The following is a 21,343-nucleotide window of genomic DNA, read 5'->3' on the forward strand; positions in this document are numbered from 1 at the left end:
CACCTCACCGGTCCCCGACGGGCACGGCCCGCTCGTCGATGGCGTCCTGGTCCTCGGCGGGCAGCGTGTGCTGCACACCGTTGCGCTTGTCGGTGCGCTCCAGCCACCACTGCACGACGAGCAGGTTGATGAACCAGCCGCCCCAACGGGCCATCTCGAAGACGTAGCCGACGTCGAACTTGACCGGCAGCAACAGGTACAGGTTCACCGTGGCGCGGCCCCAGAGGATGCCCAGCGCCAGCGCGACGCTGTAGAGCATGAACCGGCGGTGCAGGGCGTAGCGGTGGTGCTTGGCGTGCCAGAAGCCGATCGCGGTGACCGCGAACCAGAGCACGGCGTGGAACGTGATGCCCATGTTGGCGCTCCAGCCGTGGGTCAGCGGCATGATGGCCAGCGCCAGCAGCGCCGACGGCAGCGCGCCGCCGAACACGTAGATGCGCCCGACGGTGCGGTGCACCTTCGGATGGGTCCGGCGCAGCCAGGGCCACAGCTGCAGGCACAGCGTCGACAGCGCGATCGTGCCGGCGGCGATGTGCAGGATCAGCAGCGTGTAGTGCCCGGCGAAGTCGGGGCGCAGCACGATCCGCGACTTGGCCGGGTCGAGACCGAGATACGGCGGCAGCGTGTCGATGAGGAACGCCGCGACGAACAGCGCGACCAGGACCACGCCCGGGCGCACCCGCGGCCGGCGGTCGTGGTTGGTGGGCGGTGCCGGCTCGGCGTCGACTCCGGGCCGTCTGCCGGCCACTCGGGTGATCTGTGCGTGCTGTGTCACGAGTCGACTCCCATCGATTCCCGGTTGGCGGGTCGGACTTCGCCGTTCAGCGTTTCACGCACGGCACGACGGGAGCGTCTTCCGGATTGCTGCGTCGTGATCGGCCCACGGCAATACCGAAGATGCGGGTGCGGGGTGGGCGTCGTGAGGATGAAGTCGCCAGTACCCCGGTCCCCGGCAGGAGGCCCCTTCTGGAAAGGCCGACGATGTCGATAGCTAGTGATGATCGATCCGGGAGCTTCAGGCTGTCGCGGGAACGGCTCCCATCACTGACGGGCATGCGCTTCATCGGCGCGTTCGGGGTGTTCCTCTACCACGCCACCGGGCCCTTCATGTTCCCGCCGGGCACCTTCGACCAGCGCGTGCCGTTCGCGACGCGCAACGTCGGTGCCCTGGCCCTGTCGTTCTTCTTCATCCTCACCGGTTTCGTGCTGACCTGGTCGGCCCGGCCGGCCGACGGCCCAGGACGGTTCTGGTTCCGCCGCATCGTGAAGCTGTACCCGAACCACTTCGTCACGTTCCTCATCATGTTGGTGCTGCTGGACTTCACGAACCTCTGGTCGTTCCGTGACGGCGCGACCGGTGTGCTGCCCTCGTTGTTCCTGGTGCAGTCGTGGTCGCCGAACCCGTACATCAACATCGGCATCAACGCGGTCAGCTGGTCGCTGTCGGTCGACGCGTTCTTCCTGCTGCTGTTCCCGGCCTGGCTGTGGCTGCTGAACCGGATCCGGGTCGACCGGCTGTGGTACTGGCTGGCCGGCGTGGTCGGGCTCATCATCGCGGTGCCGTTCATCGCGCAGCTGCTGCCGTTCGAGCCTATGCTGCCGCCGCAGCTCATCGGCGCGCCGACCTCGGCCTGGCAGTGGTGGTTCGTCTACAACTCGCCGGCCACCCGGGCGCTGGAGTGCCTCGCCGGCAGCCTGGCCGCGCGGATCATCCTGCATGGACTGTGGCCGAAGATGAGCCTGAAGGCCGTCCTGCCGTTCCTCTTCGTCACCTACACGATCAGCATCTTCCTGCCGATCAACTGGTACGGGATCGTCGCGATCTCGGCCGTGCCGATGATCCTGGTGACGGTGGCGCTGACCCAGCGCGACGTCGAAGGGCAGCGGTCGTTCCTGGGCCATCCCTGGATGCTCTGGCTGGGCGCCATCGCGTACGCCTTCTATCTGCTGCATCGCATCATCCTCGAGGTGTTCATCCCGGGGTTCGCCAAGAACATCCAGTGGAACTGGCTGAGCGCCACCGGGATGATCCTGCTGATGCTGGCCCTGACCGTCGGGCTGTCGTGGGCGCTGTTCGCGCTCGTCGAGCGGCCCCTGGTCCGGAAGTTCTCGCCGTCGGACCCCACCGGGCGCACACCCGCACCGGAGGCGGACCTGTCCGGGCGCGAGTCCGCCGAGCGCGAGTCCGTCAAGGAGGTCGACCAGTACGGGCGGCCCGTGCCCGCAACCCGCGCCGAGCCGGTCGGCGTGGCGGCGGGGAAGGACGGTGGTCGACGTGCCTGAGACCGACGCCCTCGCGGGCCTGGACAAGGGCGCCCGCGTCGTCATCCGCCAGGCCGGCAGCGAGCCGCTCGCCGCGCTGCTCCTCGCCTGCCTGGACGCCGAGCTGGTCGCCGTGCCGGTGCATCCGGGCGCGGGCGACGAGGAGGTGGCCGAGCTGGCCCGGCGCGTCTCGGCCTCGCGAATCGTCTCCGGCCGGTCCGGCCGGCCGGTCGAGGTGACCGAGCTGCCGGGCCGCCCGGACCATCCCGAGGCCGCGGGCCTCGCCCTGATCATGTTCACGTCCGGGTCGACCGGCCGGCCGAAGGGCGTGAAGCTCAGCCGGCGCGCCGTGCTGGGCAACGCCCGCAAGACCGCGGAGCTGCACGGCATCACCCCGCAGCGGCCGCACGGCACCTGCCTGCCGCTGTTTCACTGCAACGCGCTGGTGATGTCGCTGTACGGCACCCATCTCACCGGCAGTCCGCTGGTCCTGCACGAGTGGTCGGACCCGGCCGCGTACTTCGACGCCCTGCGCGAGGGCGGCGCGCGGACCGCCTCGATCGTGCCGGCGCTGCTGTCCGACCTGGTGGAGACCGGTCCCGAGTGGCCGGAGTCCCTCGACTACCTCATCACCGCCGCCGCGCCGCTGTCGCGCGACGTGGCCGCCCGGTTCCACCGCCGGTACGGGCCCCGGATCCGGCAGGGCTTCGGCCTCACCGAGTCGATCAACTTCAGCACCCTGATGCCGTTGCTGGACGACGCCGACTTCGTCCGCGAGTGCGTCGAGCGGGTGCCCCCGGTGGGCGTGCCGGTCCCGGACACCGAGGTCCGCATCGAGCGCGGCGAGGTCTGGCTGCGCTCGCCGGAGCTCATGGACGGCTACTGGGAGGACCCGAAGACCACGTCGCGGACACTCACCCGCGACGGCTGGCTGCGCACCGGCGACCTCGGCGACCTGCGCGACGGATATCTCGTTCTGCGCGGCCGCCGGGCCGAGACGATCAACCGGGGCGGCGAGAAGTACCAGCCGGCCGACCTCGAGGAACGCTGGCGGCGGGTGGGCACCGCGGTGCCGGTGGCCGAGCCGTCGCTGGGGCAGGAGATCGGGCTCGTCCTGGCCGGTCAGGACATCGAGTCGGTCCGGCCGTTGCTGTCCGGGGGCGGCATCCGCCCGGCGGTCGTGCAGTCCGGCGGCCTGGTGACCACGTCGGTCGGCAAGCCGCGGCGCACCCTGATGGGCAGGCAGCTCGCGGTGCGCCGGGACAGCGGCCGCCGCTACGAGGAACTGCTCGACTACGCGGCCACCTCCGCGCGGGCGGTGCTGTCCGGCCCGCATCACCCCACCTGCCCGCAGGCCAAGCACATCTACGAGCAGATCGAGGCGCTGGTCGCCGCCCACACCACGCCGGTGACCACCCGGTCGTTCCTGCGCACCGCCGCCCACGACGCGCTGGACGCGCTGGTCGAGGCGTGGCCGTCGATCGCCGACGGCACGACCGGGGGAGAGGCGCTCATGCGGGCGCACCACGGGCTGTGGCGACGGCTGATGACCGAGTGGCCGATGGGCGACCATGCCCAGCTGATGGCCGAGGTCCTGCAGGCCGGCGGTGCCCTGAACGGGCGGGTGCTGGAGCTGGGCACCGGCGTCGGCAACACCACGTCGCTGGTCGCCGACCGGATCGACGGCGAGCTCGTCTGGTCGGACCGGCTGCCCGAGATGGTGGAGCGTGGGCGGTGGCCGGGCCGGGGCGTCGTCTACGACCTCGACGCGGCACCGCCGGCCGGTCTGGGCCGCTTCGACACCATCTTCGCGACCAACGTGCTGCACTGCGTCGACGATCCCGCGCGGACGCTCGCCACGCTGCGGTCGCTGCTGGTCGACGGCGGGCGGATCTTCCTCGCCGAGGGCGCCAGCCCGACGCTGCCCGACGAGACCCCGTGGGCCCTGGACCACCTCTTCTCGCTCTGGGACGGCTGGTGGGACCGTGGCGGCTTCCGCAGCCGCTGGCAGTGGTTGTCGCTGCTGGCCGGGGCGGGCCTGCGCGACCGCGGACTGTCCGTCCTGCGGGCCGGGCGCCACGATCTCGGCGGCGTCGTCTGGGCCCGCCGCTGAGCCGACCCACTCCGCTCGTAGGCACCCTCTCGCAGACACCCCCTCTCGCAGACACCCCCTTTCGCAGACACCGCCTCTCGTAGGCACCCCCTTTCGCAGTCAAACCCGGAGGCCGACATGGACAATCACACGACGCCGGATCTGGAGATCGTCACCTGGGCCAAGGCCGAGGTGCACGAGGACCACACCGACCTGCGGCTCGAACACTCGGAACGGCCCGTCTCGCTGCACGGCGCCCGGGACGCCACCGGAGAGGGTCTGGTCACCAACGGCGCTGTCGGCGCCGACGTGATCCGGCTCCCGGCCGGGGCCGGCTTCCAGCCGCACACCCACCCCGGCCACCACGTCCTGACCGTGGTCGCTGGCAGCGGCACCATCACCTACGCCGGGCGCGTCCACGAGACCCACGCCGGCCAGACCTACCTGGTCGAGGGCGAGGTCCCACACGCCGTCGGCGCGATCACCGACCACGTGATCATCGCGGTCGGCTCCCCGCACAAGCCGATCGACGCCGAGGACCGGATGGCGCCGGTGCCCTACGAGGAGGTCGTCACCCCGTTCGGCGACCTCACCTGCATGATCTGCGACCGGCAGGCCCTCGCGCCGGCGCGGCTGCACGACGTGGACTGCGAGCACTGCCCGTGCCAGGGCTGCGTCGGCGGTGACGAGGGATGACCTCGCCGCTGACCGACCCCCGCACGGGGGTCCGCCGGGGCGAGGCGACGCTGTCCCGCGCGCCAGAGGTCGACAAGGCCGTCGCCGCCGCGGCGACGGCCGCGCCGGCCTGGCGGGCGCTGTCCGGCCGGGACCGGGCCCGCCGCCTGGACCGGCTGGCCGACCTCATCGTCGCCCACCACGACGACTACGTGGCCCGGGAGCGGGCCGGCACCGGCAAGCCCCTGGCCGAGGCGGCCGGCGAGGTCGACGAGGTCGTGGACCTCTTCCGGTATTTCGCCCAGGCCGCCCGGGCCGCGCTGGCACCGGCCGGTGGGCAGCTGATCGACGGGCACGAGAGCTGGGTCCGGTGGGAGCCCCTCGGCGTGGTCGGGGTGGTTGTGCCGTGGAACTATCCGCTGATGATGGCCGCCTGGCGGTGCGCCCCGGCGCTGGCCACCGGAAACGTCGTGGTGCTGAAGCCGGCCGAGACCACGCCGGACTCCGCGCTGCGGCTGGCCGAGGACGCGGCCGAGGCGCTGGGCGACGCGGTGGTGCAGGTCGTGCCCGGCGACCGGTCGACCGGGCAGCTGCTGGTCGGGTCCGATGTGGACGCGGTCGCCTTCACCGGTAGTCTCCGCGGTGGCCTGGACGTGTCGGCCCGCGCCGGCGTCCGTCGCCTGAGCCTCGAACTGGGCGGCAACTGCCCGGTGGTGCTGCTGCCGGACGCGCCCGGGGACACCTGGTCGGCGCTGGCCGCGGCGGCCGTCTACAACGCCGGTCAGAGCTGCGCGGCCCCGGCCCGGGTGATCACCCTGCGGGACAACTATGCCGAGGCCGTGGACCGGCTCGGTGCGGCGATGGCCGAGCGGGTCTCCGGCGTGGACTTCGGGCCGATGAACAGCGCCGAGCAGGCCGGGCGGCTCGACCGGATCCGGGCGGAGAGCCGGGCCGGTCACGTCACGGAGGGCACGGTCCGGGTCGGCCCCGACGAGCGGGACGGATACTGGCGGGCGGCGGCCGTGCTGTCCGATCTGCCCGAGGACGACCCGGCCGTGCTGGAGGAGCTGTTCGGCCCGGTCCTGACCGTGCAGTGCGCCGAGGACATCGGGCAGGCCGTCGCCATGGCCAACAGCGTGCCGCAGGCCCTCGCCGCCAGCGTGTGGAGCCGCGACGTGCGCCGGGCCCTGCGGGTCGCCGCCGGGATCGACGCGGGTGAGGTCTGGGTGAACTGCCACCTCGCCCAGACCGCCGAGCTTCCGCACGGCGGCCGGGGCGACTCCGGGACCGGGACCGACCTCAGCGTGCTGGCGCTGCACGAATATCAGCGCCCGAAGACGGTCACCGTCAAGGTCACGGAGTAACGGTGGCGGCCAGCTCGTGCATGAGCGCGGTGAGCCAGCCGTTCGTGCCGCTCTCGCGCCACTCGGGCTGCTCATGGCCGTCGAGGAAGGTGTCCTGCTCGGTGAGCAGCAGCGTCGTGCCGCCGTCGGTGGGCTGGAACTGCACGGTGGTGACCGAGATGGTCACCGGGTTCCGCTCGACCAGCAGCGCCGAGGAGTAGACGATGCGCTCCGCGGGCACTATGTCGTGATAGCGCGATTCGAAGGTCAGCGGTTTGCCCTCGGGATTCTTCCCGCGGGTCACCTCCACGCCGCCGGGACGGAAGTCGAGCTCGTGATGCTCGGCGTTCGTCCCGGCGAACCAGCGCGCCTTGGAGCGCGGGTCGGCCCAGGCGGCGAACACCCGGTCCGGGCCGGCGGGATACGTCCGCTCGATGGCGAACGACGAGACGAGCACAGATCGATCGGTCATGTCGGGCCTCCCAGTGCGATCGGATGGTGTGGGTGTGGAGAGCAGCAGATCGAGACGGTCCAGCCGGTGCTCCCAGACCGTGCGCTGACCGGAGAGCCAGGCCTCGGCGCGCCGCAACGCGGTGACGTCGATCCGGCAGGTGCGGACCCGGCCGACCTTCTCGGTCGTCACCAGTCCGCTGTCGATGAGGACCTGCAGGTGCTGCATCACCGCGGACAAGGTCATGTCGAACGGCCGGGCGAGGCTGCTGACGCTGGCCGGACCACGGATCAGGATCTCCACCAGTCCCCGGCGGGTCGGATCCGAGATCGCCTGGAACACCTGGTCCAGCGACGGCTCGGGAGCACTGGTCACACGTTCGAGGGTAGGTCCGGTTGCGCCGATAGTCAAGTAAGTGCTTAAGTGTTGGGTACGGGTGCGCTGAGCAGGTTGATTCGACCAAAGATTGCGAGGCACCTCATGAACGATCACGACACCGGCGCCGCCGACCGGCGCAAATGGCTCGGGCTGGCGGTGCTGGCCCTGCCCGCCCTCCTGCTGGCCATCGATCTGAGCGTGCTGAGCCTGGCCCTGCCGCGGCTCAGTGAGGACCTCTCCGCGACCAGCACGGAGCAGCTGTGGATCAGCGACATCTACGGCTTCCTGGTCTCCGGGTTCCTCATCACCGCCGGCCGGCTGGGCGACCGGATCGGCCGCCGCAAGCTGCTGTTCATCGGCGCGTTCGGCTTCGCCGTCGCCTCGGCGCTGGCCGCGTTCTCCACGACGGTCTGGATGCTGATCGCGGCGCGGGCGCTCATGGGCGTCGCCGGGGCAACCCTGGCGCCGTCGACGCTGGCCCTGATCAGCAACATCTTCACCGACACGAAACAGCGCGCGGTCGGCGTGGCCGTGTATGTCAGCTGCTTCATGGGCGGCGCCGCGTTCGGGCCGGTGGTCGGCGGACTCATGCTGCAGTCGTTCTGGTGGGGCTCGGTGTTCCTGCTCGGCGTGCCGGTCATGGTGCTGCTCCTGGCGGCGGGACCGTTCCTGCTGCCGGAGTTCCGCGACGAGAACGCCAGCACCCTGGATCCGCTCAGCGTGGTGCTGTCGCTCGGCGCGGTGCTGCCGATCATCTACGGCATCAAGGAATCCGTGCGCACAGGGCTCTCCGTCGTGCCCATCCTGTCCATTGTGGTCGGTGTGGTCCTGGGTGCGCTGTTCATCCGCCGGCAGAGCCGGCTGACCGACCCGCTGCTGGACCTCACGCTGTTCCGCAAGCCCGCGTTCAGCGCGGCCCTGGTGGTCCTGCTGTTCGCGGTCGGCACCCAGGGCGGCGTCATGCTGTTGACCAACCTCGACCTGCAGGTGGTGCAGGGGCTCAGCCCCCTATCGGCCGGGCTGTGGGGCATCGCGCCCGCGATGGGCATGGTCGTGGGGTCGATGGCCGCGCCGGCACTGGCCCAGAAGGTGCAGCCGGGCACCGTGATCACCGCGGGCCTGATCATCGCCGCGGTCGGCTACGCCACCATGACCCAGACCCCCGTCAACGGCCTGGGACTGCTGATCGGCGGCGCCACAGTCGTGTTCTTCGGCATCGGCCTGGTCGGCGCGCTGGCCAACAACGTCGTGCTCGGCGCGGTGCCGCCCGAGCGGGCCGGCTCCGCCGCCGCGATCGTGCAGACCAGCGGCGACCTGGGCATCGCCCTGGGGATCGCGGTGCTCGGCAGTGTCGGGACCGGCTGGTATGCCCGGCAGCTGACCGCCGGCGGCGACGTGCCGGCCGAGGCGCTGGACAAGGCGCGCGCCAGCATCACCGACGCCGCCGTGGTGGCCGGGAGCCTGCCGGATCCGGCCGGGCGGACGCTGATGGAGGCGGCGCGGGTCGCCTTCACCGACGGCCTGCACCTGACCGCGCTCGTGAGTGCCGTGCTGGTGCTCGGCCTGGCGGTGCTGGCCGTGCTGGCCCTGCGCGAGCGCGCCACCGCCCCCGACGCACCCGCCGAGAAGCGTTCAACGTTGAGCCATTAGGGAAACGTTGAGTCATCAGGGAAACGTTGAGTCATCAGGGCACCACCGAGGAATGGAGCACACCATGTTGGGCAAGAGTCCCGCGAAGGCCACCTACTCGGTCTTCGACATCGCGCAGGCGAAGAAGTTCTACGGCGAGACCCTCGGCCTCGACGTCACCGAGGAGTACAACGGCGGGCTGCTCCGGATGAACCTCGCCGGCGGCGTGGAGGCCATGCTCTACGGCAAGGAGGACCATACGCCCGCGTCCTTCACGCTGCTCACCTTCACCGTCGAGGACATCCGCGCCACGGTGAAGGAGCTGGGCGCCCGTGGCGTCCGGTTCGAACGTCCCGACGGGCTGGAGCTGGACGACCAGTCGATCCACCACGCGCCGGGGCACTACGCGGCCTGGTTCAACGACCCGTCCGGCAACACCCTGTCCATCACCCAGGAAACCGACTGAGCGTCCACACCGGCCGGTGATCGCGCCGTCGTTGCCTGGAGGCTGGGAAGCGTCCGGGCCGGCGGCGGGATCACCGCCGGGTGATCGACGGGTTCTGCCATGATGGCCGGATCACCAGCCGGCTCATCGATGGGTCCGACCGGCCCGCAGCACGCGTGCGACTGGCGGACGCCGCTGCTGCGACAGCCATGCCGGTGTACGCCGAGCAACGCCGCCCCCTGATGACCGCCGTGCTTCCCGACTCCGACGGAGTCCTGCGCGCCCGCTGGACCGCATAGCCGGTAAGGACGCCGGTCTCAGCCCTGGCGGGCCGCGGACGGGGACGCCGGGGCGACCCGGCAGAGATGCGGCGGGACGCCCGTCACGGCCAGGGACTCGTCGAGCAGCGCGGTCCAGAGCGGGCGCCAGCGTTCGGTGCGGGCGGCCGTCTCCTCGCGCAGCAACGCCAGGCTGACGGTGGGGTAGGGCGGCTGCCACCAGCTGGGAGCGTGGTCGTAGGCCCGCTGCACCACCGCGTCGGGTCCGGTGGCGTCGATGCGCAGGTAGAGCCAGCGCCCCGAGTCGGGGGCGGCGTCGGCCTCGCGGAGCGCCGTCACGAGGTCGGCGAGCGGGCCGGTGACCTGCTGGCCGGACTCGGTGCGAAACGCGGTGCGGTAGTGCGGGCCCCACTGCACGGTCAGGACGTCGACGCCGTCGGTGCGCAGCTGTGCCGCGAGGTCCCGCAGCGCGTCGCCGCCGGTCGCCGGCCGGGGCTGTTCCGGCGCGTCGCGCATGACCCGCTCGACGAGGCCGGCCTGCTGGTCGGGGCCGCTGAACGGCACCGTGCGCCCGGCCGGTTCGCCGTCGCCGGCGGGGTGTTCGGGCCAGGTGCTGCCCGGTGCCAGCCCGGCCCGGCCCGCCGCCGCGAGGGCGGTGTCCGGGTCGATCGCCGGTTCGCGCGTGGCCGTGCGGGCCTGTTCCACGGCGGTGAACAGGGCCAGGTCGGCGGCGCGGTCCCGGGCCGCGTCGCGCAGGCGGGCCAGCAGCTGCCGGCCGCCGGCCGGGTCGGTGGTGAGCTGCTCGGCCGCCTCGGCGAGGGCTCTCTCCGAGTCCGCGAGCAGGAACTGGCATCCGTCTTCGCGCAGTTCCGCCGGGTACGGGGCGCGGCTCCACCCGGCGCCGTCCCACCAGTACACGAAGCCGACCGGTTCGGCACCGGCGAGCAGCGCCTGGAGCCAGGACCACGGCAGCCACGCCGGGCCGCCCGCGAGCAGATCGACCGGCTCCCGGCACATCTCGATCTCGCTGTTGTCCAGGTCCAGCCCGTAGAGCACCGCTCGGCCGCCGGTCACGGGCAGCAGCCCCCACCAGCCGTTGCCGATGTCGCGCATCCGCAGCCCGTCGGCGGTGACGTCGTAACCCGGCAGGCTGCTGGATGGTCGGCCGGCGGTCAGTGCGGCCAGCAGGGCCGGCTCGGCCCACAGGTCGCGCGGGTCCGGCAGGTCGGTTACGGGCACGGTCATCGTTGGTTCCCCCGTCTGGTCGCGTGCGTGACCGCCGCGAGTGTACGGCGACGCTGCCGCCCGTCGGTGATGTGGCAGCCTGGGATGTATGCCGATCACCGTGGTGGCGTACGACCCGGACTGGCCGTCGCGCTTCGGGCGGGAACGTGCCGTGTTGGAGGAGGCGCTGGCTCCTTGGCTGATAGGTGGGGTACACCACGTCGGTTCGACGGCCGTGCCGGGTCTGGCGGCCAAGCCCATCATCGACATCGTGGCCGGCGTCCGGGACCTGGCCGGCGCGGCGCCGGCCATCGGGGTGCTGGCTGAGCACGGATACGTGCACGCGCCGCACCGCCCACGGGCCTACTGGTTCTACCGGACGGCGACGCGCTCGGCCGAGCACACCCACCACCTGCACCTGACCGAACCTGGCAGCGACCTGTGGCGCGAGCGGCTCGCCTTCCGTGACGCATTGCGCGGTGACCCCGCACTTCGCCAGGAGTACCAGGCGTTGAAGCTCAGCTTGGCGGAATCACACGACGTCGTTGACGGGTACACCGCAGACAAACGGGACTTCGTTGCACGGGTGCTCGCCTCCGCCGGCGTCACGCTGGCCCCACGTCCCGCCACCGCCGTGATCAACACGCTGGATCCTGGCGATCCCCGCTGAGCATTCGGCTACGGCGCCTCGTCCACGCCGTTGTCTGTGAGTGGAACCGAGAACATGCCCGGGATCCGCCGGTCATAGCGTTCGATCTCCAGCTCGGCCTTTCGCACCTCCAGCGCGCTCTGCCGGTTCTGCTCCTCAGCCAGCTTCGCCTTTGCCTGCTCCAACTTGGCCTTCTCCTTGGCCATCGCCAATTTGAACTCGTGCCGGCGGGACTGGAGATGCTTGACGAACCCGGCGGTGCTGCCGCCGAAGACGAACAAGAATATGACGATGTACCAGAACACGTCGTCGAACGTCACAACGCCTCCATAGGCCGGGCGACTTTCCTGAACGAGTCGACGGAACCACGATGCGGCATGGCCACCATACGGGGATGCGTCAAGTTCGATGGGGCGTCCTCATCGCCCGGGGAAACCCTGACCGAACCGATCTCGTGCGACCGGTTGCCGCCGCCGCAGCAACGCTGCGGCTGGTTCGGCGACTTCGTCAGCGACGACGGCACGGTGGTGCGGCACCGGATGCAGCTGGACGGGAGACTTCCGCAGGGCGCGACCGCCGGCGAGTCCATCCCGGCCCGCGACACCGGAGGCCTCGCGCAGATCTACCCGGCGACCGGCAGCCCGGAGTGGAAACCGTACGCCAAGATCCTCGCCGGGTCCGCTGTCGCGTTCCTCGTCGGCCTCGCCCTGCTGAGGCCGTGGTCATGGCGGCGCCGATGGCGGCAACGGCGCGCGGCTGCGGGTCGGGATACCGTCGGTGTAGCACCGCGGTGATGCAGCGGCTTATGACGGCTGGTGATGCTCGGGAGGTCACTGTCGAGCTCGACGTCGATGTGAAGAGTCCGCACGCTGGAATACGTCGGCCGTCTGCGGTCCAGGTCAGGATCAGGTGAGCATTCACCTCACCCTGGGCTGGAGGCGGCCATGGTTACCGCACGAGTCGACGACCTGGATGTGCCGACCAATCGCAAGGACGCCAAGGTCCTCGCGAGGATACCCGCGCTCACCGGACTGCGATGGTGGGCCGCGCTGGGCGTCTTCCTCTATCATGCCGTGACGCTGCCCGGCATCTTCGCGCCGTCGGCCACCATGAAACCGATCCAGTTCATCCTCGCCCCGGCCGGCAGCCTCGGCGTGTCCTTCTTCTTCGTCCTCAGTGGATTCGTGCTGACCTGGTCGGCCCGCCCGAAGGACACGCCGGTGTCGTTCTGGCGGCGCCGCGCGGTCCGCATCTACCCGAACCACTGGGCCGGTCTCCTGCTGGCCGTCGGCGTGATGGTGCTGGTCAGCGACTACACCCAGTTGCACGACGTCGTCCGGGTCGCGCTGCTCGTCCAGACCTGGACACCGAGCTTCATCGTCGCCACCGGCGTCAACGGGGTCAGCTGGACGCTCGCCTGCGAGATGTTCTTCTACCTCTGCTTCCCGCTGCTCATCCTGCTGATCCGCAAGATCGCACCGGCGCGCCTGTACTACTGGGCGGCCGGCATCGTCGCCGCCGTCTTCCTCTTCCCGGTGCTCACGTCGCTGCTGCCGGCCCAGCCGGTGATGCCCTACGGGCCGCCGGTCTCCGAGGCCGCCTCCTGGTTCGTCGAGCGGTTCCCGGTGACCAGGATGGCCGAATTCGCGCTGGGCATCGTGCTGGCCCGCATCGTGCTGGCCGGCCGCTGGTTCCGGCTCCCGTCGTGGATCGCCTGGGCCGTCCTGGCCGCCGGCTACGTCGTCGCCATGTACAACCAGGGCAACCTGTACGGTCGGATCGCGATCACGCTGATCCCGGTCGCGGTGCTCGTGGCCAACGCCGCCACCTCCGACGTCGCCGGTCGGCCGTCGCTGGCCAGCCGGCCGACCATGGTGTTCCTGGGCAACGTCTCGTTCGCGTTCTACATCGTGCACCTGACCGTGCTCAGCAACATCGGCAGGCTGTTCCCGGCCGCCCGGACCACCGCGATCGGGTTCGGCATCATGGTGCTCGCCCTGGTCGTCACCTTCGCACTCGCGTGGCTGCTGCACGTGGCGGTCGAGAAGCCCGTGTACCGCCGGTTCGCCACGAGCCGGGCCGAACGCAACGCGGTCCCGGACGGTCCCACGGAAGGCCGCGACGCCCGCCAGGCGGAACACCACGAGGCCGGCCGCGACGCCCGTCAGACGCAAACACCGGTCAACTGATCCGACCGACCGCCGCCGTTCGGGATGCCTGTCCAGGGATCCCGGACGGCGGCGGAGGCTATTGCGCCGAGTGTCCGAGCACCCGGTCGGGCGTCAGCAGGTTCTTCTCCTTGCGCCGGCCGGCCTGCGTCGAGACCAGCAGGTCGTCGCCGTCCCGCAGGACCCAGACGACGGAGGTCTGCGGCCCGCCGTCCGGGTTGAGGGTGCCCAGCACCGCGATGTTCGGGCCGTCGACGAGCGCTCGGGCGTTGGCACTCAGCGTCACGATCATCGCGCGAGCCTACCGGGGCAGGTCCGGACCGTTGGCTGGCCGCTCGGCTGAGGCGGCCGCGGCCGCGGCGTCGGCGGCGACGGCACGCGGCGCGAACGCCAGCCCCAGCCCGGTGACCGCGGCGGCAGCGACGACGTAGAGGGCCACCGACAGCGTGGTGCCGGTGGCGTCGATGAGCTTGATGGCGACGATCGGGGCGAGGGCGCCACCGAAGATGCCGGAGATCTGGTACCCCATCGAGGCGCCGGAGTAGCGCAACCGGGTGGAGAACAGCTCGGCGATGAAGGCGGCCTGCGGGCCGTACATGGCGGCGTGGCCGACGAGCGCGACGACCACCGCGAGGACGATCGCGGGCCGGCTGCCGGTGTCCAGCAGCGGGAAGAACGCGAACGCCCAGACGGCCGTGAGGAGGGTCCCGCCCGCGAACACGAGGCGCCGGCCGAACCGGTCCGACAGCACCCCGGACAGGGGGATGAGCGCCAGTTGCAGGGCCGAGCCGATGAGCACGGCGCTCAGCGCCGCACTGCGGGGCAGGTGGACGGTGTCGGTGACGTACGTCAGCACATACAGCGTGAACGTGTAGAACGAGACATCGACGCCGATCCGGGTGGCCATCGCGGCGAGGAGGCTCCTCGGGTGCCGTGCCAGCACCGCCCGCAACGGCGCGCGGACCTTCGCCGCGGCCGCGGTGACCTCGGCGAACATCGGTGACTCGGTGACCGCGACCCGGATCCACAGGCCGACGACGACCAGCACGCCGGACAGCAGGAACGGGATCCGCCAGCCCCACGACACGAAGGCCGCTTCGGACTGCACCGTGTTGAGCAGCCACAGCACGCCGGCGGCGAGGAGGTTGCCGGCCGGGACGCCGACCTGCGGCCAGGACGCGTTGAGCCCGCGCCGGGCGGTGCCGCCGTGCTCCATCGCCATCACCACCGCGCCGCCCCACTCCCCGCCGAGGCCGAACCCCTGCAGGAACCGAAGCACGACGAGCAGGACGGGCGCCGCGGCGCCCCACTGCGCGTAGGTGGGCAGCAGCCCGATCAACAGGGTCGCGGTGCCCATCAGGATCAGCGTCGTCATGAGGACGCTCTTGCGGCCGACCCGGTCGCCGAAGTGGCCGAACACGATGCCGCCGAGCGGCCGGGCGACGAACCCGACGGCGTACGTGGTGAACGCGAGCAGGGTGCCGGTGAGCGGGGAGAACGACGGGAAGAACAGCCGGCCGAAGACGAGGGCGGCGGCCGAGCCGTAGAGGAAGAAGTCGTACCACTCCAGCGAGGTGCCGATGAGCGTGGCGACGATGACCCGGCGGGGCGCGGGCCGGTGGTCCGTCCGGGTCTCGATCGGCGGCCGGGTCGGTGCTTCGTGCGTCCGTGATGCCATGGTGGGCTCCTTGCGGATCGTGAGAGGAAGCTCACCACCAAGCTATGGATTGTCGTGCGTCCCTGGCCCCTCCCAGGATGCGGCGCAGCCGTCAGGTGGTGCGGACCGACCGGTAGGCGCGCAGCGCGGGCGCCAGTCCGGTGAGCAGGCCGATGAGCAGCGTCAGCGCGACCGTCTGGGCGTACAGCGCCACCGGCACCTCCATCCGGTCCAGCCGCACCTGCGGTATCTGGTTGAACAGGTCCGGGTTCAGGGAGCCGGCGGCGAGGCCGAGCCCGGCCGCCAGTACGGCGACGGTCGCGGCGGTGAAGAGGTTCTCCAGCAGCGCGATGGCGCCGATCGCCGACCGGGAGGCGCCCAGCGCGCGCAGCGTCGCGAACTGCGGCGCCCGGACCTCGATGAAGGCGGTCGCCACGAACGCCACCGCGAGCATGCCCAGGAGCACCACGATCGCCGCGAAGCGCTGCCCGTCGCGCCGTTGGGCGGTGAGGATGGGCAGGATCTGGTCGACGTTGTCGACCCGCTGGGGGTCCTGGGGGCGGCCGCCGACCACCTGGGCGGCGGTCCGGATCAGGCCGTAGGTGTCCGAGCAGCGGGTGGGCTCGCACCGCCAGGCGATCTGGACCGGTCGCGGCGTCGCCTGCGCCAGGCCGAGCACGTTCTGGTTGACCAGGCCGCCGGTGGTGAAGGCCTTGTTGAGCTCGCTGTACGTGCCGAACACCGGCACGTTCAGCAGCGCGATGCCGGCGCCGGTCCCACCGCCGCCGGTCCGGGACGCCGGGGGCGCGGCGGTGGCCGCGGAACGGGCCGTGCGGCCGGGGTCCGTCCGGGCGGCCGGCTCGGCGGCGAGCAGCACGGTCACGGCGGCCGGGGTGGTCAGCCGGAGGCGCTCGGCGGTGGCCGACTCCAGCAGGATCGCCGGGCCGAGCCGCTGGTCGCTCATCACGGTCCGCCACGCGTCGTCGTCCGCGATGGCCGGCGTCATGAGGCGCCAGGCCGGGGTGACCGCGCGCAGCTCCAGGGTGGGCGCGTCGGCGGGGTTCGTGCTCGGCGAGGTCCGCAGGCGCGCGCTCAGGCTGACCGACGTGGCCGGGCGGAACCACGGGTAGCTGCGGCCGATCTCGTCGAGCCGCGCGTTGAACGTCCGCAGCTGCTCGACGCTCAGCGGCTCCTCCAGCCCGCTCGTGTACGTCTCGGCGTAGCCGAAGACCGCCGCGCCGTACCGCTCCACGGCGGTCTTCGAGGCCTCGGCGGACAGCGCGGTGAACAGCTGCACGCCGATGGAGAGCAGCAGGATGAGGCCGAAGATCGAGTTGCGGCGCCAGTTGTGCCGGAACTCGCGCAGGCCGAGCCGGACGACGCGCATCAGCCACCGCCCGCGGCGGCGGGCTCGTCGTCGTGGAGGGTGCCGCCGCCGAGCCGGACCCGGCGCCCGCAGCGGCCGGCGACGGCGTCGTCGTGGGTCACCAGCACCAGGGCCGCACCGAGGTCGGCGACCGAGGCCAGCAGCAGTTCGATGACGACGTCGGCCGTCTCGCCGTCGAGCGAGCCCGTCGGCTCGTCGGCGAGCACCAGGTCGGGCCGCTTGACCAGCGCCCGCGCGATGGAGACCCGCTGCTGCTCGCCGCCGGACAGCTGCGCGGGCCGCGACCGGGCCCGGTCCGTGAGGCCGACCCGTTCGAGGGCCTCCCGGGCCGCCCTGGCCCCCTCGCGCGGGCCGAGGCCGGCCAGGAGGCAGCCGTATTCGACGTTCTGCTGCGCGGTGAGGTTCGGCAGCAGCCGGAAGTCCTGGAACACGAAGCCGATGGAGCGGGCCCGCAGTTTCGAGCAGCGCCGGTCGCCGGCGGCGCGGATGTCGACGCCGAGCATGTGGTGGCGACCCTCGTCGAACGGGATGAACAGGCCGAGCGCGCGCAGCAGCGTCGACTTGCCGGAGCCCGACCGGCCCTGGATCGCCACCGAGTCGCCGGCCGTGACGGTCAGGTCGACGCCGTTGAGCAGCCGCAGGTGCTCGCCGGACGGGAGGCGGAAACTCTTGCTGGCGCCCTCGACCTCGACCACGACGTCGTCAGCCGGCAAAGTCGGACTCCAGCGGGTAGAGCACCACGTCGAGTGCCGGGTCGAGGCCGGTGACCTCGACGTACGCGTCGTCGGCGGCGCCGATCGTGACGCCCGCGGTGCGTTTCCGGCCGTCCGGCTCGAGGACCACGACCTGGCCGGACCCGGCCCGGCCGCGGACGGCGGACAGCGGCAGCGTCGGCACCTTGTCCTTGACGTTGGTGACGAAGACGACGACGGCGCGCAGGCCGGCGAAGGCGGGGACGTCGGCCGGGATCGACGCGTACACGTTCACGGCGCCGGAGTCCTTGACGTACACCAGGCTCTCGTAGGTCACCACGAACCCGGCCGGCCCGCCGATCAGCTCGGCCTTGCCCGTCTTCGGCGGGTTCTGGAAGCTGAACAGCGCCGCCGGCTCGACGACCGGCAGTTTGGCGTGGAAGCCCGGCGGCTGGACGGCGGCGACCGTTTGGCCGGCCGCGACGGTCTGCGGGTACAACCCGGACAGCAGGCCGCTCACCGGCGCGATGACGTTGGTGCGGGTGATCGTGCACGGCGGCGGCCCCTCGGTCGCCGGAGACGGCGTGGCGGCCGGGGTGGCGGCGGGCGCGCAGACCTCGATCTTGCCGATGGTGTCGCCGACACTCACTGGCCGCCCGTTGGCGAGGCCGGGGGTCGGGATGAAGTTCCCCGCCTTCGCGGCCGGCACCGGGACGGCGTCGTACGCCTCGACGATGCCCTCGAGGCGGATCGTGGAGTAGATGTCGCGCCGCTCGACCCTGATCGTCGCGGGCCGGCCCGAGCCGGAGGCGGTGATCGCGTCGGCCGGGCCGCCCGTGGGCGCCTGCGGGCCGGAGCAACCGGCGCTGAGCCCCGCGCCGAGCAGGACGGCCAACGCCACCCGCAGTGTTGCCGGATTCAACCCGTGAAGCCCTTACCGCAGTCGTTCGCGGAGGCGAACTGGGTGGCGGACGTGATGCCGCCGAGCCGCGCCTCGCTGATCATCGGATCCAGCATCTGCTTGTAGTCACCGTCGGCCAGCTTACCGAGGGCGGCGAGGTCCTGGTCCACCGGTTTGCGGCCCTTGGTGTCGTCGATGAGCTGCAACGTCCAGGCGCACACGTTCCAGATGGTCACCATGTCGACGGCGTCCTGTTCGACGAACTTGACGTCCTTGGCCGGCTCCATGAACCGTGTGTAGATCGCGTCGGGAGTCAGCTTGTATCGATCCGGCCAGGTGACTTTGGTGTGCGCCTTCTCGACCCACGGAAGGACTTCGGCACGGTTGTTGGCGGGCGGCCGCGACGGATTGGCCTGCTCTTCCTTCTTCTTCGCCACGGCGGCGGGATCGTCCTGACCGCTGCTGCTGCCGTTGCTGCCGCCGTTGCCGCTGCCCTTGGCCGGGGGGCTCGAGGAGCATCCGGCGAGCAGCACGAACATCGCCGCGGCGATGGACAGGCCGGGTCGGCGCTTGAGCATGGCAATTCCCCCCGAGAGATGTCCGGACGGCACCGCGCCAGCGTCCCGTCCGGGCTGGCGCAGTGCCGGTTTACGATGGCGACGCGTTGGGACGCTACTCCATGTTGTAGTTCCACAGGGTCTCTCGGGTGAACGAGCCGGTCGCCTTGAATCCGCGGTACTGCAGTTTGAGGCAGGTGCCGGGGGCGAAGTTGGTGCCGATCATGCGGTGGTAGAGATCTTCCTTCATGATGTTGTACTGGATCTGGCCGACCACGTTCGCGTCGCTGCATTTCTGCCAGCGCGAGTCGACGGGCACACCGGCGGAGAGTCCCATGGCGATGTCGTCGCCGCTGTGGTTCTGGTAATACGAGGTCGCACCGGTGAAGAAGTTCCAGATGCTGTTCGTCGTTCCCGTGCCGACCGAGGAGTTGGCGAAGGCGGTGCCACCCCCGAACACGAGCGACGCGGCAACCGCGGTGACAGTGGCCGTTGTCAGTGTGATGGCGCGTTTGTACATCATTCCCCCCGATTTCACCCCACCGGAATCTCCGGTACTGACATCAAGTTAGATGGATGTCGCGATCCTGGGAAGGCTTCCGGGACGCCCGATCTGCGACTGTGTCAGGTGCGCAGGTTCCGCTGCATTCAGCCCGTCAGCGCGGACCGGACCCGGAACGAGCTCTCGGTCCAGAACGTAGGGGTGCCGTTGGCCTGGTCGACCCAGAGCTGGTCGCCGCGGTGGTGCAGGTACCAGCCCGGGTAGATCTGCGCCTCCAGCAGGATGGTGCCCGCCGCCGCACCTGCCCGCGGGCAGAACGTGGCGTCGCCACGGAACAGTGCCGTTCCCTCGTCCCGGGACAGCTGGAACCGCCAGGACGAGTGCCGCAGGTACCGGCCGTCCTCGGCCCGGAAGGAGAAGCACGCGGCGTCCGCCAGCCCGGCGACCACCGAGAAGGTCGCCTGCTGCCGTGCCGCGGCGCTGCTGTCCGAGCGGACCGGAGCGAGCACGCCGAGGCTGTCGGCGGTGGTGACGAACAGCCCGGGCTGGTCCGCGGACTCGATCGACACCGGGCGGCCAGGGGTAAGGGTCTCGGTGCGCGGCACCGGTGAACTGGCCACGGAGCTGGGCGGCGGCTTCGGTGTCGAGGCGGCGACCGGAGGCGGTGCCGTGGACGGCGTCACCCGGGCCGCGGCGGGCGTCGACGGTGCCGCCTGCAGACCTTGTGCCGGTGGAGTGGCGGTGGGCAGGGCCGTCACGGTGACCGCCGCGCCGGCGGCGACCACGGCCGCCACGGCCACGGTGACGGGGTGCGCCGCCACCGCTTGGACGAGCTGGCTGAACACGCCGGCCTTGACCGTCGCCCCGACCCCGCCGGAGGTGGTGGCCGCCGCCAGCGACCCGCTCGCCGTGACCGTGGCTCCGACGGCGATCTTGCCGGTCAGGGCCGCGCCGAGCGCGACCGGGACGGGCAGCAGGGCGAGCCCGACCAGCAGCCGTTCCGCCGTGATCAGGCCCTGCGCGGCGTGGCCGCAGACCGGGCAGGACCGGGTGTGCCGGGCGATGCGCTTGCGCCACAACGGACTGGGCGTGCCGTCCCAGTCGGCCACCAGGCCCTCGAGTTTCGCGCACCCGGGTGTGGCGGTCAGCGCGGCGACGAGCTCGCGGCACACGTCCAGCTGCTGGCGCATGCGCTGGATGCGCACGGCGGCGTGGGCGATGCTGACGTCCAGCGCCGTCGCCAGTTCGGTGCGGGTGAGCGCGCCGGCGGTCTCCAGCCACCACAGCGACAGCAGCGCCCGGTCGTCGGGGTCGAGCCAGCGGCTGGCCCGGGTCACCTGACGGCGCTGTGCGGACAGCTCCAGCTGCAGCACCGTGAGGTCTTCGAGCTCGGCGTCGGCGTCCGCCAGCCCGGCCGCCTCGTCCAGCGGGGCGGCCCGGTGCGCCGCGACGGAGCGGCGGTGCAGATGGGTGCTCACCTGGTGCACGGCGATCGCCGCCAGCCAGGGGCGGAAGCTCTCCGGGTGTTGCAGGCCCGGAAGCTGCCGGATGGCGCGGAGCATGGTGTCCTGCACGACGTCGTCGGCGTCGGCGTGACCGTCCAGCGCACGGCGCACGATGGTGTACGCGAGCGGCAGGCCGGTCGCGACGATCTCGTCCAGGGCTCGGCGGTCCCCGGACTGTGCCGCGAGCACGAGGCCCGTCTCGTCCCTGCCGGTAGTTCGCATCGTCACATCGCAGTCCGCAGTACCAACCCCGCAGCCGCCTTTCCCGCCGCTGCCGGAGCACCCGCGGGCATCTCCGGCACGGTCGTTGACCTTCACCGATGACCGGCCGCCGTGTCAAGCAGCTGGGCGAGTTTGATCAGCGCGACCATCTGGGCCTGCCGCGGATAACAGAAACGGCCCAGTCACAGCTGCGTGATCGTCCATTGATTTCCACGCGAGGGACCAGCCGTCTCGTCGTCGCGGCTCCGTTCCAGGGTCCGCCGCGGGGCGTCGTAGCGGTCCGGGAGAAGCGCCGTCGGCGGGCCGCACGATCGCTTTCGACGATG

21 protein-coding genes are annotated in these 21,343 nt (G+C 71.5%); 9 read left to right on the forward strand and 12 right to left on the reverse strand.

From position 1 onward, the window contains the following. Positions 1-4 precede the first annotated feature (4 nt). Positions 5-775, reverse strand: coding sequence for a DUF2306 domain-containing protein (locus Dsi01nite_RS26260; RefSeq protein ID WP_203848917.1), 771 nt, complete (start codon positions 773-775; stop codon positions 5-7). A 278-nt stretch (positions 776-1,053) separates the two neighbouring features. Here Dsi01nite_RS26260 and Dsi01nite_RS26265 point away from each other — a divergent pair, with 278 nt between their 5' ends. The 4 genes from Dsi01nite_RS26265 (at position 1,054) to Dsi01nite_RS26280 (ending at position 6,393) form a co-directional block, all read left to right on the forward strand. Next, positions 1,054-2,283, forward strand: coding sequence for an acyltransferase family protein (locus Dsi01nite_RS26265; protein WP_203848918.1), 1,230 nt, complete (start codon positions 1,054-1,056; stop codon positions 2,281-2,283). Further along, positions 2,276-4,375, forward strand: coding sequence for an AMP-binding protein (locus tag Dsi01nite_RS26270; RefSeq protein ID WP_203848919.1), 2,100 nt, complete (start codon positions 2,276-2,278; stop codon positions 4,373-4,375). Before Dsi01nite_RS26265 ends, Dsi01nite_RS26270 begins: the two co-directional genes overlap by 8 nt. A 117-nt stretch (positions 4,376-4,492) precedes the next feature. Further along, the gene (locus Dsi01nite_RS26275) at positions 4,493-5,050 is read left to right on the forward strand and encodes a cupin domain-containing protein (RefSeq protein ID WP_203848920.1); all 558 of its coding nucleotides are present in this window, start codon (positions 4,493-4,495) and stop codon (positions 5,048-5,050) included. After that, a complete protein-coding gene (locus Dsi01nite_RS26280; protein ID WP_203848921.1) occupies positions 5,047-6,393 on the forward strand; it encodes an aldehyde dehydrogenase family protein in 1,347 nt (448 codons plus the stop codon). Before Dsi01nite_RS26275 ends, Dsi01nite_RS26280 begins: the two co-directional genes overlap by 4 nt. Here Dsi01nite_RS26280 and Dsi01nite_RS26285 read toward each other — a convergent pair. Then, positions 6,383-7,198, reverse strand: coding sequence for a metalloregulator ArsR/SmtB family transcription factor (locus tag Dsi01nite_RS26285; protein ID WP_203848922.1), 816 nt, complete (start codon positions 7,196-7,198; stop codon positions 6,383-6,385). The genes Dsi01nite_RS26280 and Dsi01nite_RS26285 overlap by 11 nt on opposite strands. Before the next feature lie 105 nt (positions 7,199-7,303). On the opposite strand from Dsi01nite_RS26285, the gene Dsi01nite_RS26290 reads away from it, so the two are divergent. Continuing rightward, on the forward strand, positions 7,304-8,851 hold the full coding sequence (locus Dsi01nite_RS26290) for an MFS transporter (RefSeq protein ID WP_203848923.1): 1,548 nt from the start codon (positions 7,304-7,306) through the stop codon (positions 8,849-8,851). 64 nt (positions 8,852-8,915) lie between these two features. Then, complete coding sequence (locus Dsi01nite_RS26295) at positions 8,916-9,296, forward strand: VOC family protein (protein WP_203848924.1); 381 nt, start codon at positions 8,916-8,918, stop codon at positions 9,294-9,296. A gap of 296 nt (positions 9,297-9,592) precedes the next feature. Here Dsi01nite_RS26295 and Dsi01nite_RS26300 read toward each other — a convergent pair whose 3' ends face one another. Beyond that, on the reverse strand, positions 9,593-10,798 hold the full coding sequence (locus Dsi01nite_RS26300; RefSeq protein ID WP_203848925.1) for a hypothetical protein: 1,206 nt from the start codon (positions 10,796-10,798) through the stop codon (positions 9,593-9,595). Positions 10,799-10,886: 88 nt separating this feature from the next. Here Dsi01nite_RS26300 and Dsi01nite_RS26305 point away from each other — a divergent pair, with 88 nt between their 5' ends. Further along, positions 10,887-11,447 (forward strand): GrpB family protein, encoded by a 561-nt coding sequence (locus Dsi01nite_RS26305; protein WP_203848926.1) that lies wholly within the window; start codon positions 10,887-10,889, stop codon positions 11,445-11,447. An 8-nt stretch (positions 11,448-11,455) separates the two neighbouring features. Here Dsi01nite_RS26305 and Dsi01nite_RS26310 read toward each other — a convergent pair whose 3' ends face one another. Then, the gene (locus tag Dsi01nite_RS26310) at positions 11,456-11,746 is read right to left on the reverse strand and encodes a hypothetical protein (RefSeq protein ID WP_203848927.1); all 291 of its coding nucleotides are present in this window, start codon (positions 11,744-11,746) and stop codon (positions 11,456-11,458) included. A gap of 57 nt (positions 11,747-11,803) precedes the next feature. On the opposite strand from Dsi01nite_RS26310, the gene Dsi01nite_RS26315 reads away from it, so the two are divergent. Continuing rightward, complete coding sequence (locus Dsi01nite_RS26315) at positions 11,804-12,220, forward strand: hypothetical protein (protein ID WP_203848928.1); 417 nt, start codon at positions 11,804-11,806, stop codon at positions 12,218-12,220. Positions 12,221-12,370: 150 nt separating this feature from the next. Beyond that, the gene (locus tag Dsi01nite_RS26320; RefSeq protein WP_203848929.1) at positions 12,371-13,615 is read left to right on the forward strand and encodes an acyltransferase family protein; all 1,245 of its coding nucleotides are present in this window, start codon (positions 12,371-12,373) and stop codon (positions 13,613-13,615) included. Positions 13,616-13,673: 58 nt separating this feature from the next. Here Dsi01nite_RS26320 and Dsi01nite_RS26325 read toward each other — a convergent pair whose 3' ends face one another. The 8 genes from Dsi01nite_RS26325 to Dsi01nite_RS26360 form a co-directional block, all read right to left on the reverse strand. Next, positions 13,674-13,886: a pyridoxamine 5'-phosphate oxidase family protein gene (locus Dsi01nite_RS26325; RefSeq protein ID WP_239136179.1), complete on the reverse strand. Its 213-nt coding sequence runs from the start codon at positions 13,884-13,886 to the stop codon at positions 13,674-13,676. 9 nt (positions 13,887-13,895) lie between these two features. Next, positions 13,896-15,272 carry an MFS transporter gene (locus Dsi01nite_RS26330; protein ID WP_203848930.1) on the reverse strand — a complete coding sequence of 459 codons (1,377 nt, stop codon included), beginning with the start codon at positions 15,270-15,272 and terminating at the stop codon, positions 13,896-13,898. A 91-nt stretch (positions 15,273-15,363) separates the two neighbouring features. Next, on the reverse strand, positions 15,364-16,638 hold the full coding sequence (locus Dsi01nite_RS26335; protein ID WP_203848931.1) for an FtsX-like permease family protein: 1,275 nt from the start codon (positions 16,636-16,638) through the stop codon (positions 15,364-15,366). Further along, positions 16,638-17,351 carry an ABC transporter ATP-binding protein gene (locus Dsi01nite_RS26340; RefSeq protein ID WP_203848932.1) on the reverse strand — a complete coding sequence of 238 codons (714 nt, stop codon included), beginning with the start codon at positions 17,349-17,351 and terminating at the stop codon, positions 16,638-16,640. Before Dsi01nite_RS26340 ends, Dsi01nite_RS26335 begins: the two co-directional genes overlap by 1 nt. After that, positions 17,341-18,252, reverse strand: coding sequence for an efflux RND transporter periplasmic adaptor subunit (locus tag Dsi01nite_RS26345; protein WP_203848933.1), 912 nt, complete (start codon positions 18,250-18,252; stop codon positions 17,341-17,343). Before Dsi01nite_RS26345 ends, Dsi01nite_RS26340 begins: the two co-directional genes overlap by 11 nt. After that, positions 18,249-18,809 carry a hypothetical protein gene (locus Dsi01nite_RS26350; RefSeq protein ID WP_203848934.1) on the reverse strand — a complete coding sequence of 187 codons (561 nt, stop codon included), beginning with the start codon at positions 18,807-18,809 and terminating at the stop codon, positions 18,249-18,251. The genes Dsi01nite_RS26345 and Dsi01nite_RS26350 overlap by 4 nt, the downstream gene beginning before the upstream one ends. Positions 18,810-18,903: 94 nt before the next feature. After that, the gene (locus Dsi01nite_RS26355) at positions 18,904-19,311 is read right to left on the reverse strand and encodes a hypothetical protein (RefSeq protein ID WP_203848935.1); all 408 of its coding nucleotides are present in this window, start codon (positions 19,309-19,311) and stop codon (positions 18,904-18,906) included. A 125-nt stretch (positions 19,312-19,436) separates the two neighbouring features. Beyond that, the gene (locus tag Dsi01nite_RS26360) at positions 19,437-21,017 is read right to left on the reverse strand and encodes a sigma-70 family RNA polymerase sigma factor (RefSeq protein ID WP_203848936.1); all 1,581 of its coding nucleotides are present in this window, start codon (positions 21,015-21,017) and stop codon (positions 19,437-19,439) included. Positions 21,018-21,343 lie beyond the last annotated feature (326 nt).

This window comes from Dactylosporangium siamense (assembly GCF_016862795.1).
Taxonomy (GTDB): domain Bacteria; phylum Actinomycetota; class Actinomycetes; order Mycobacteriales; family Micromonosporaceae; genus Dactylosporangium; species Dactylosporangium siamense.

What these genes read in the sequence shown, in the direction of transcription:
- Dsi01nite_RS26280 (WP_203848921.1), top strand. Translation starts at nt 5,047, where the DNA reads ATGACCTCGCCGCTGACCGACCCCCGCACGGGGGTCCGCCGGGGCGAG.
- Dsi01nite_RS26330 (WP_203848930.1), bottom strand. Translation starts at nt 15,272, where the DNA reads ATGGCATCACGGACGCACGAAGCACCGACCCGGCCGCCGATCGAGACC.
- Dsi01nite_RS26275 (WP_203848920.1), top strand. Translation starts at nt 4,493, where the DNA reads ATGGACAATCACACGACGCCGGATCTGGAGATCGTCACCTGGGCCAAG.
- Dsi01nite_RS26360 (WP_203848936.1), bottom strand. Translation starts at nt 21,017, where the DNA reads ATGCGAACTACCGGCAGGGACGAGACGGGCCTCGTGCTCGCGGCACAG.
- Dsi01nite_RS26300 (WP_203848925.1), bottom strand. Translation starts at nt 10,798, where the DNA reads ATGACCGTGCCCGTAACCGACCTGCCGGACCCGCGCGACCTGTGGGCC.
- Dsi01nite_RS26335 (WP_203848931.1), bottom strand. Translation starts at nt 16,638, where the DNA reads ATGCGCGTCGTCCGGCTCGGCCTGCGCGAGTTCCGGCACAACTGGCGC.
- Dsi01nite_RS26325 (WP_239136179.1), bottom strand. Translation starts at nt 13,886, where the DNA reads ATGATCGTGACGCTGAGTGCCAACGCCCGAGCGCTCGTCGACGGCCCG.
- Dsi01nite_RS26315 (WP_203848928.1), top strand. Translation starts at nt 11,804, where the DNA reads ATGGCCACCATACGGGGATGCGTCAAGTTCGATGGGGCGTCCTCATCG.
- Dsi01nite_RS26320 (WP_203848929.1), top strand. Translation starts at nt 12,371, where the DNA reads ATGGTTACCGCACGAGTCGACGACCTGGATGTGCCGACCAATCGCAAG.
- Dsi01nite_RS26355 (WP_203848935.1), bottom strand. Translation starts at nt 19,311, where the DNA reads ATGATGTACAAACGCGCCATCACACTGACAACGGCCACTGTCACCGCG.
- Dsi01nite_RS26305 (WP_203848926.1), top strand. Translation starts at nt 10,887, where the DNA reads ATGCCGATCACCGTGGTGGCGTACGACCCGGACTGGCCGTCGCGCTTC.
- Dsi01nite_RS26295 (WP_203848924.1), top strand. Translation starts at nt 8,916, where the DNA reads ATGTTGGGCAAGAGTCCCGCGAAGGCCACCTACTCGGTCTTCGACATC.
- Dsi01nite_RS26265 (WP_203848918.1), top strand. Translation starts at nt 1,054, where the DNA reads ATGCGCTTCATCGGCGCGTTCGGGGTGTTCCTCTACCACGCCACCGGG.
- Dsi01nite_RS26290 (WP_203848923.1), top strand. Translation starts at nt 7,304, where the DNA reads ATGAACGATCACGACACCGGCGCCGCCGACCGGCGCAAATGGCTCGGG.
- Dsi01nite_RS26350 (WP_203848934.1), bottom strand. Translation starts at nt 18,809, where the DNA reads ATGCTCAAGCGCCGACCCGGCCTGTCCATCGCCGCGGCGATGTTCGTG.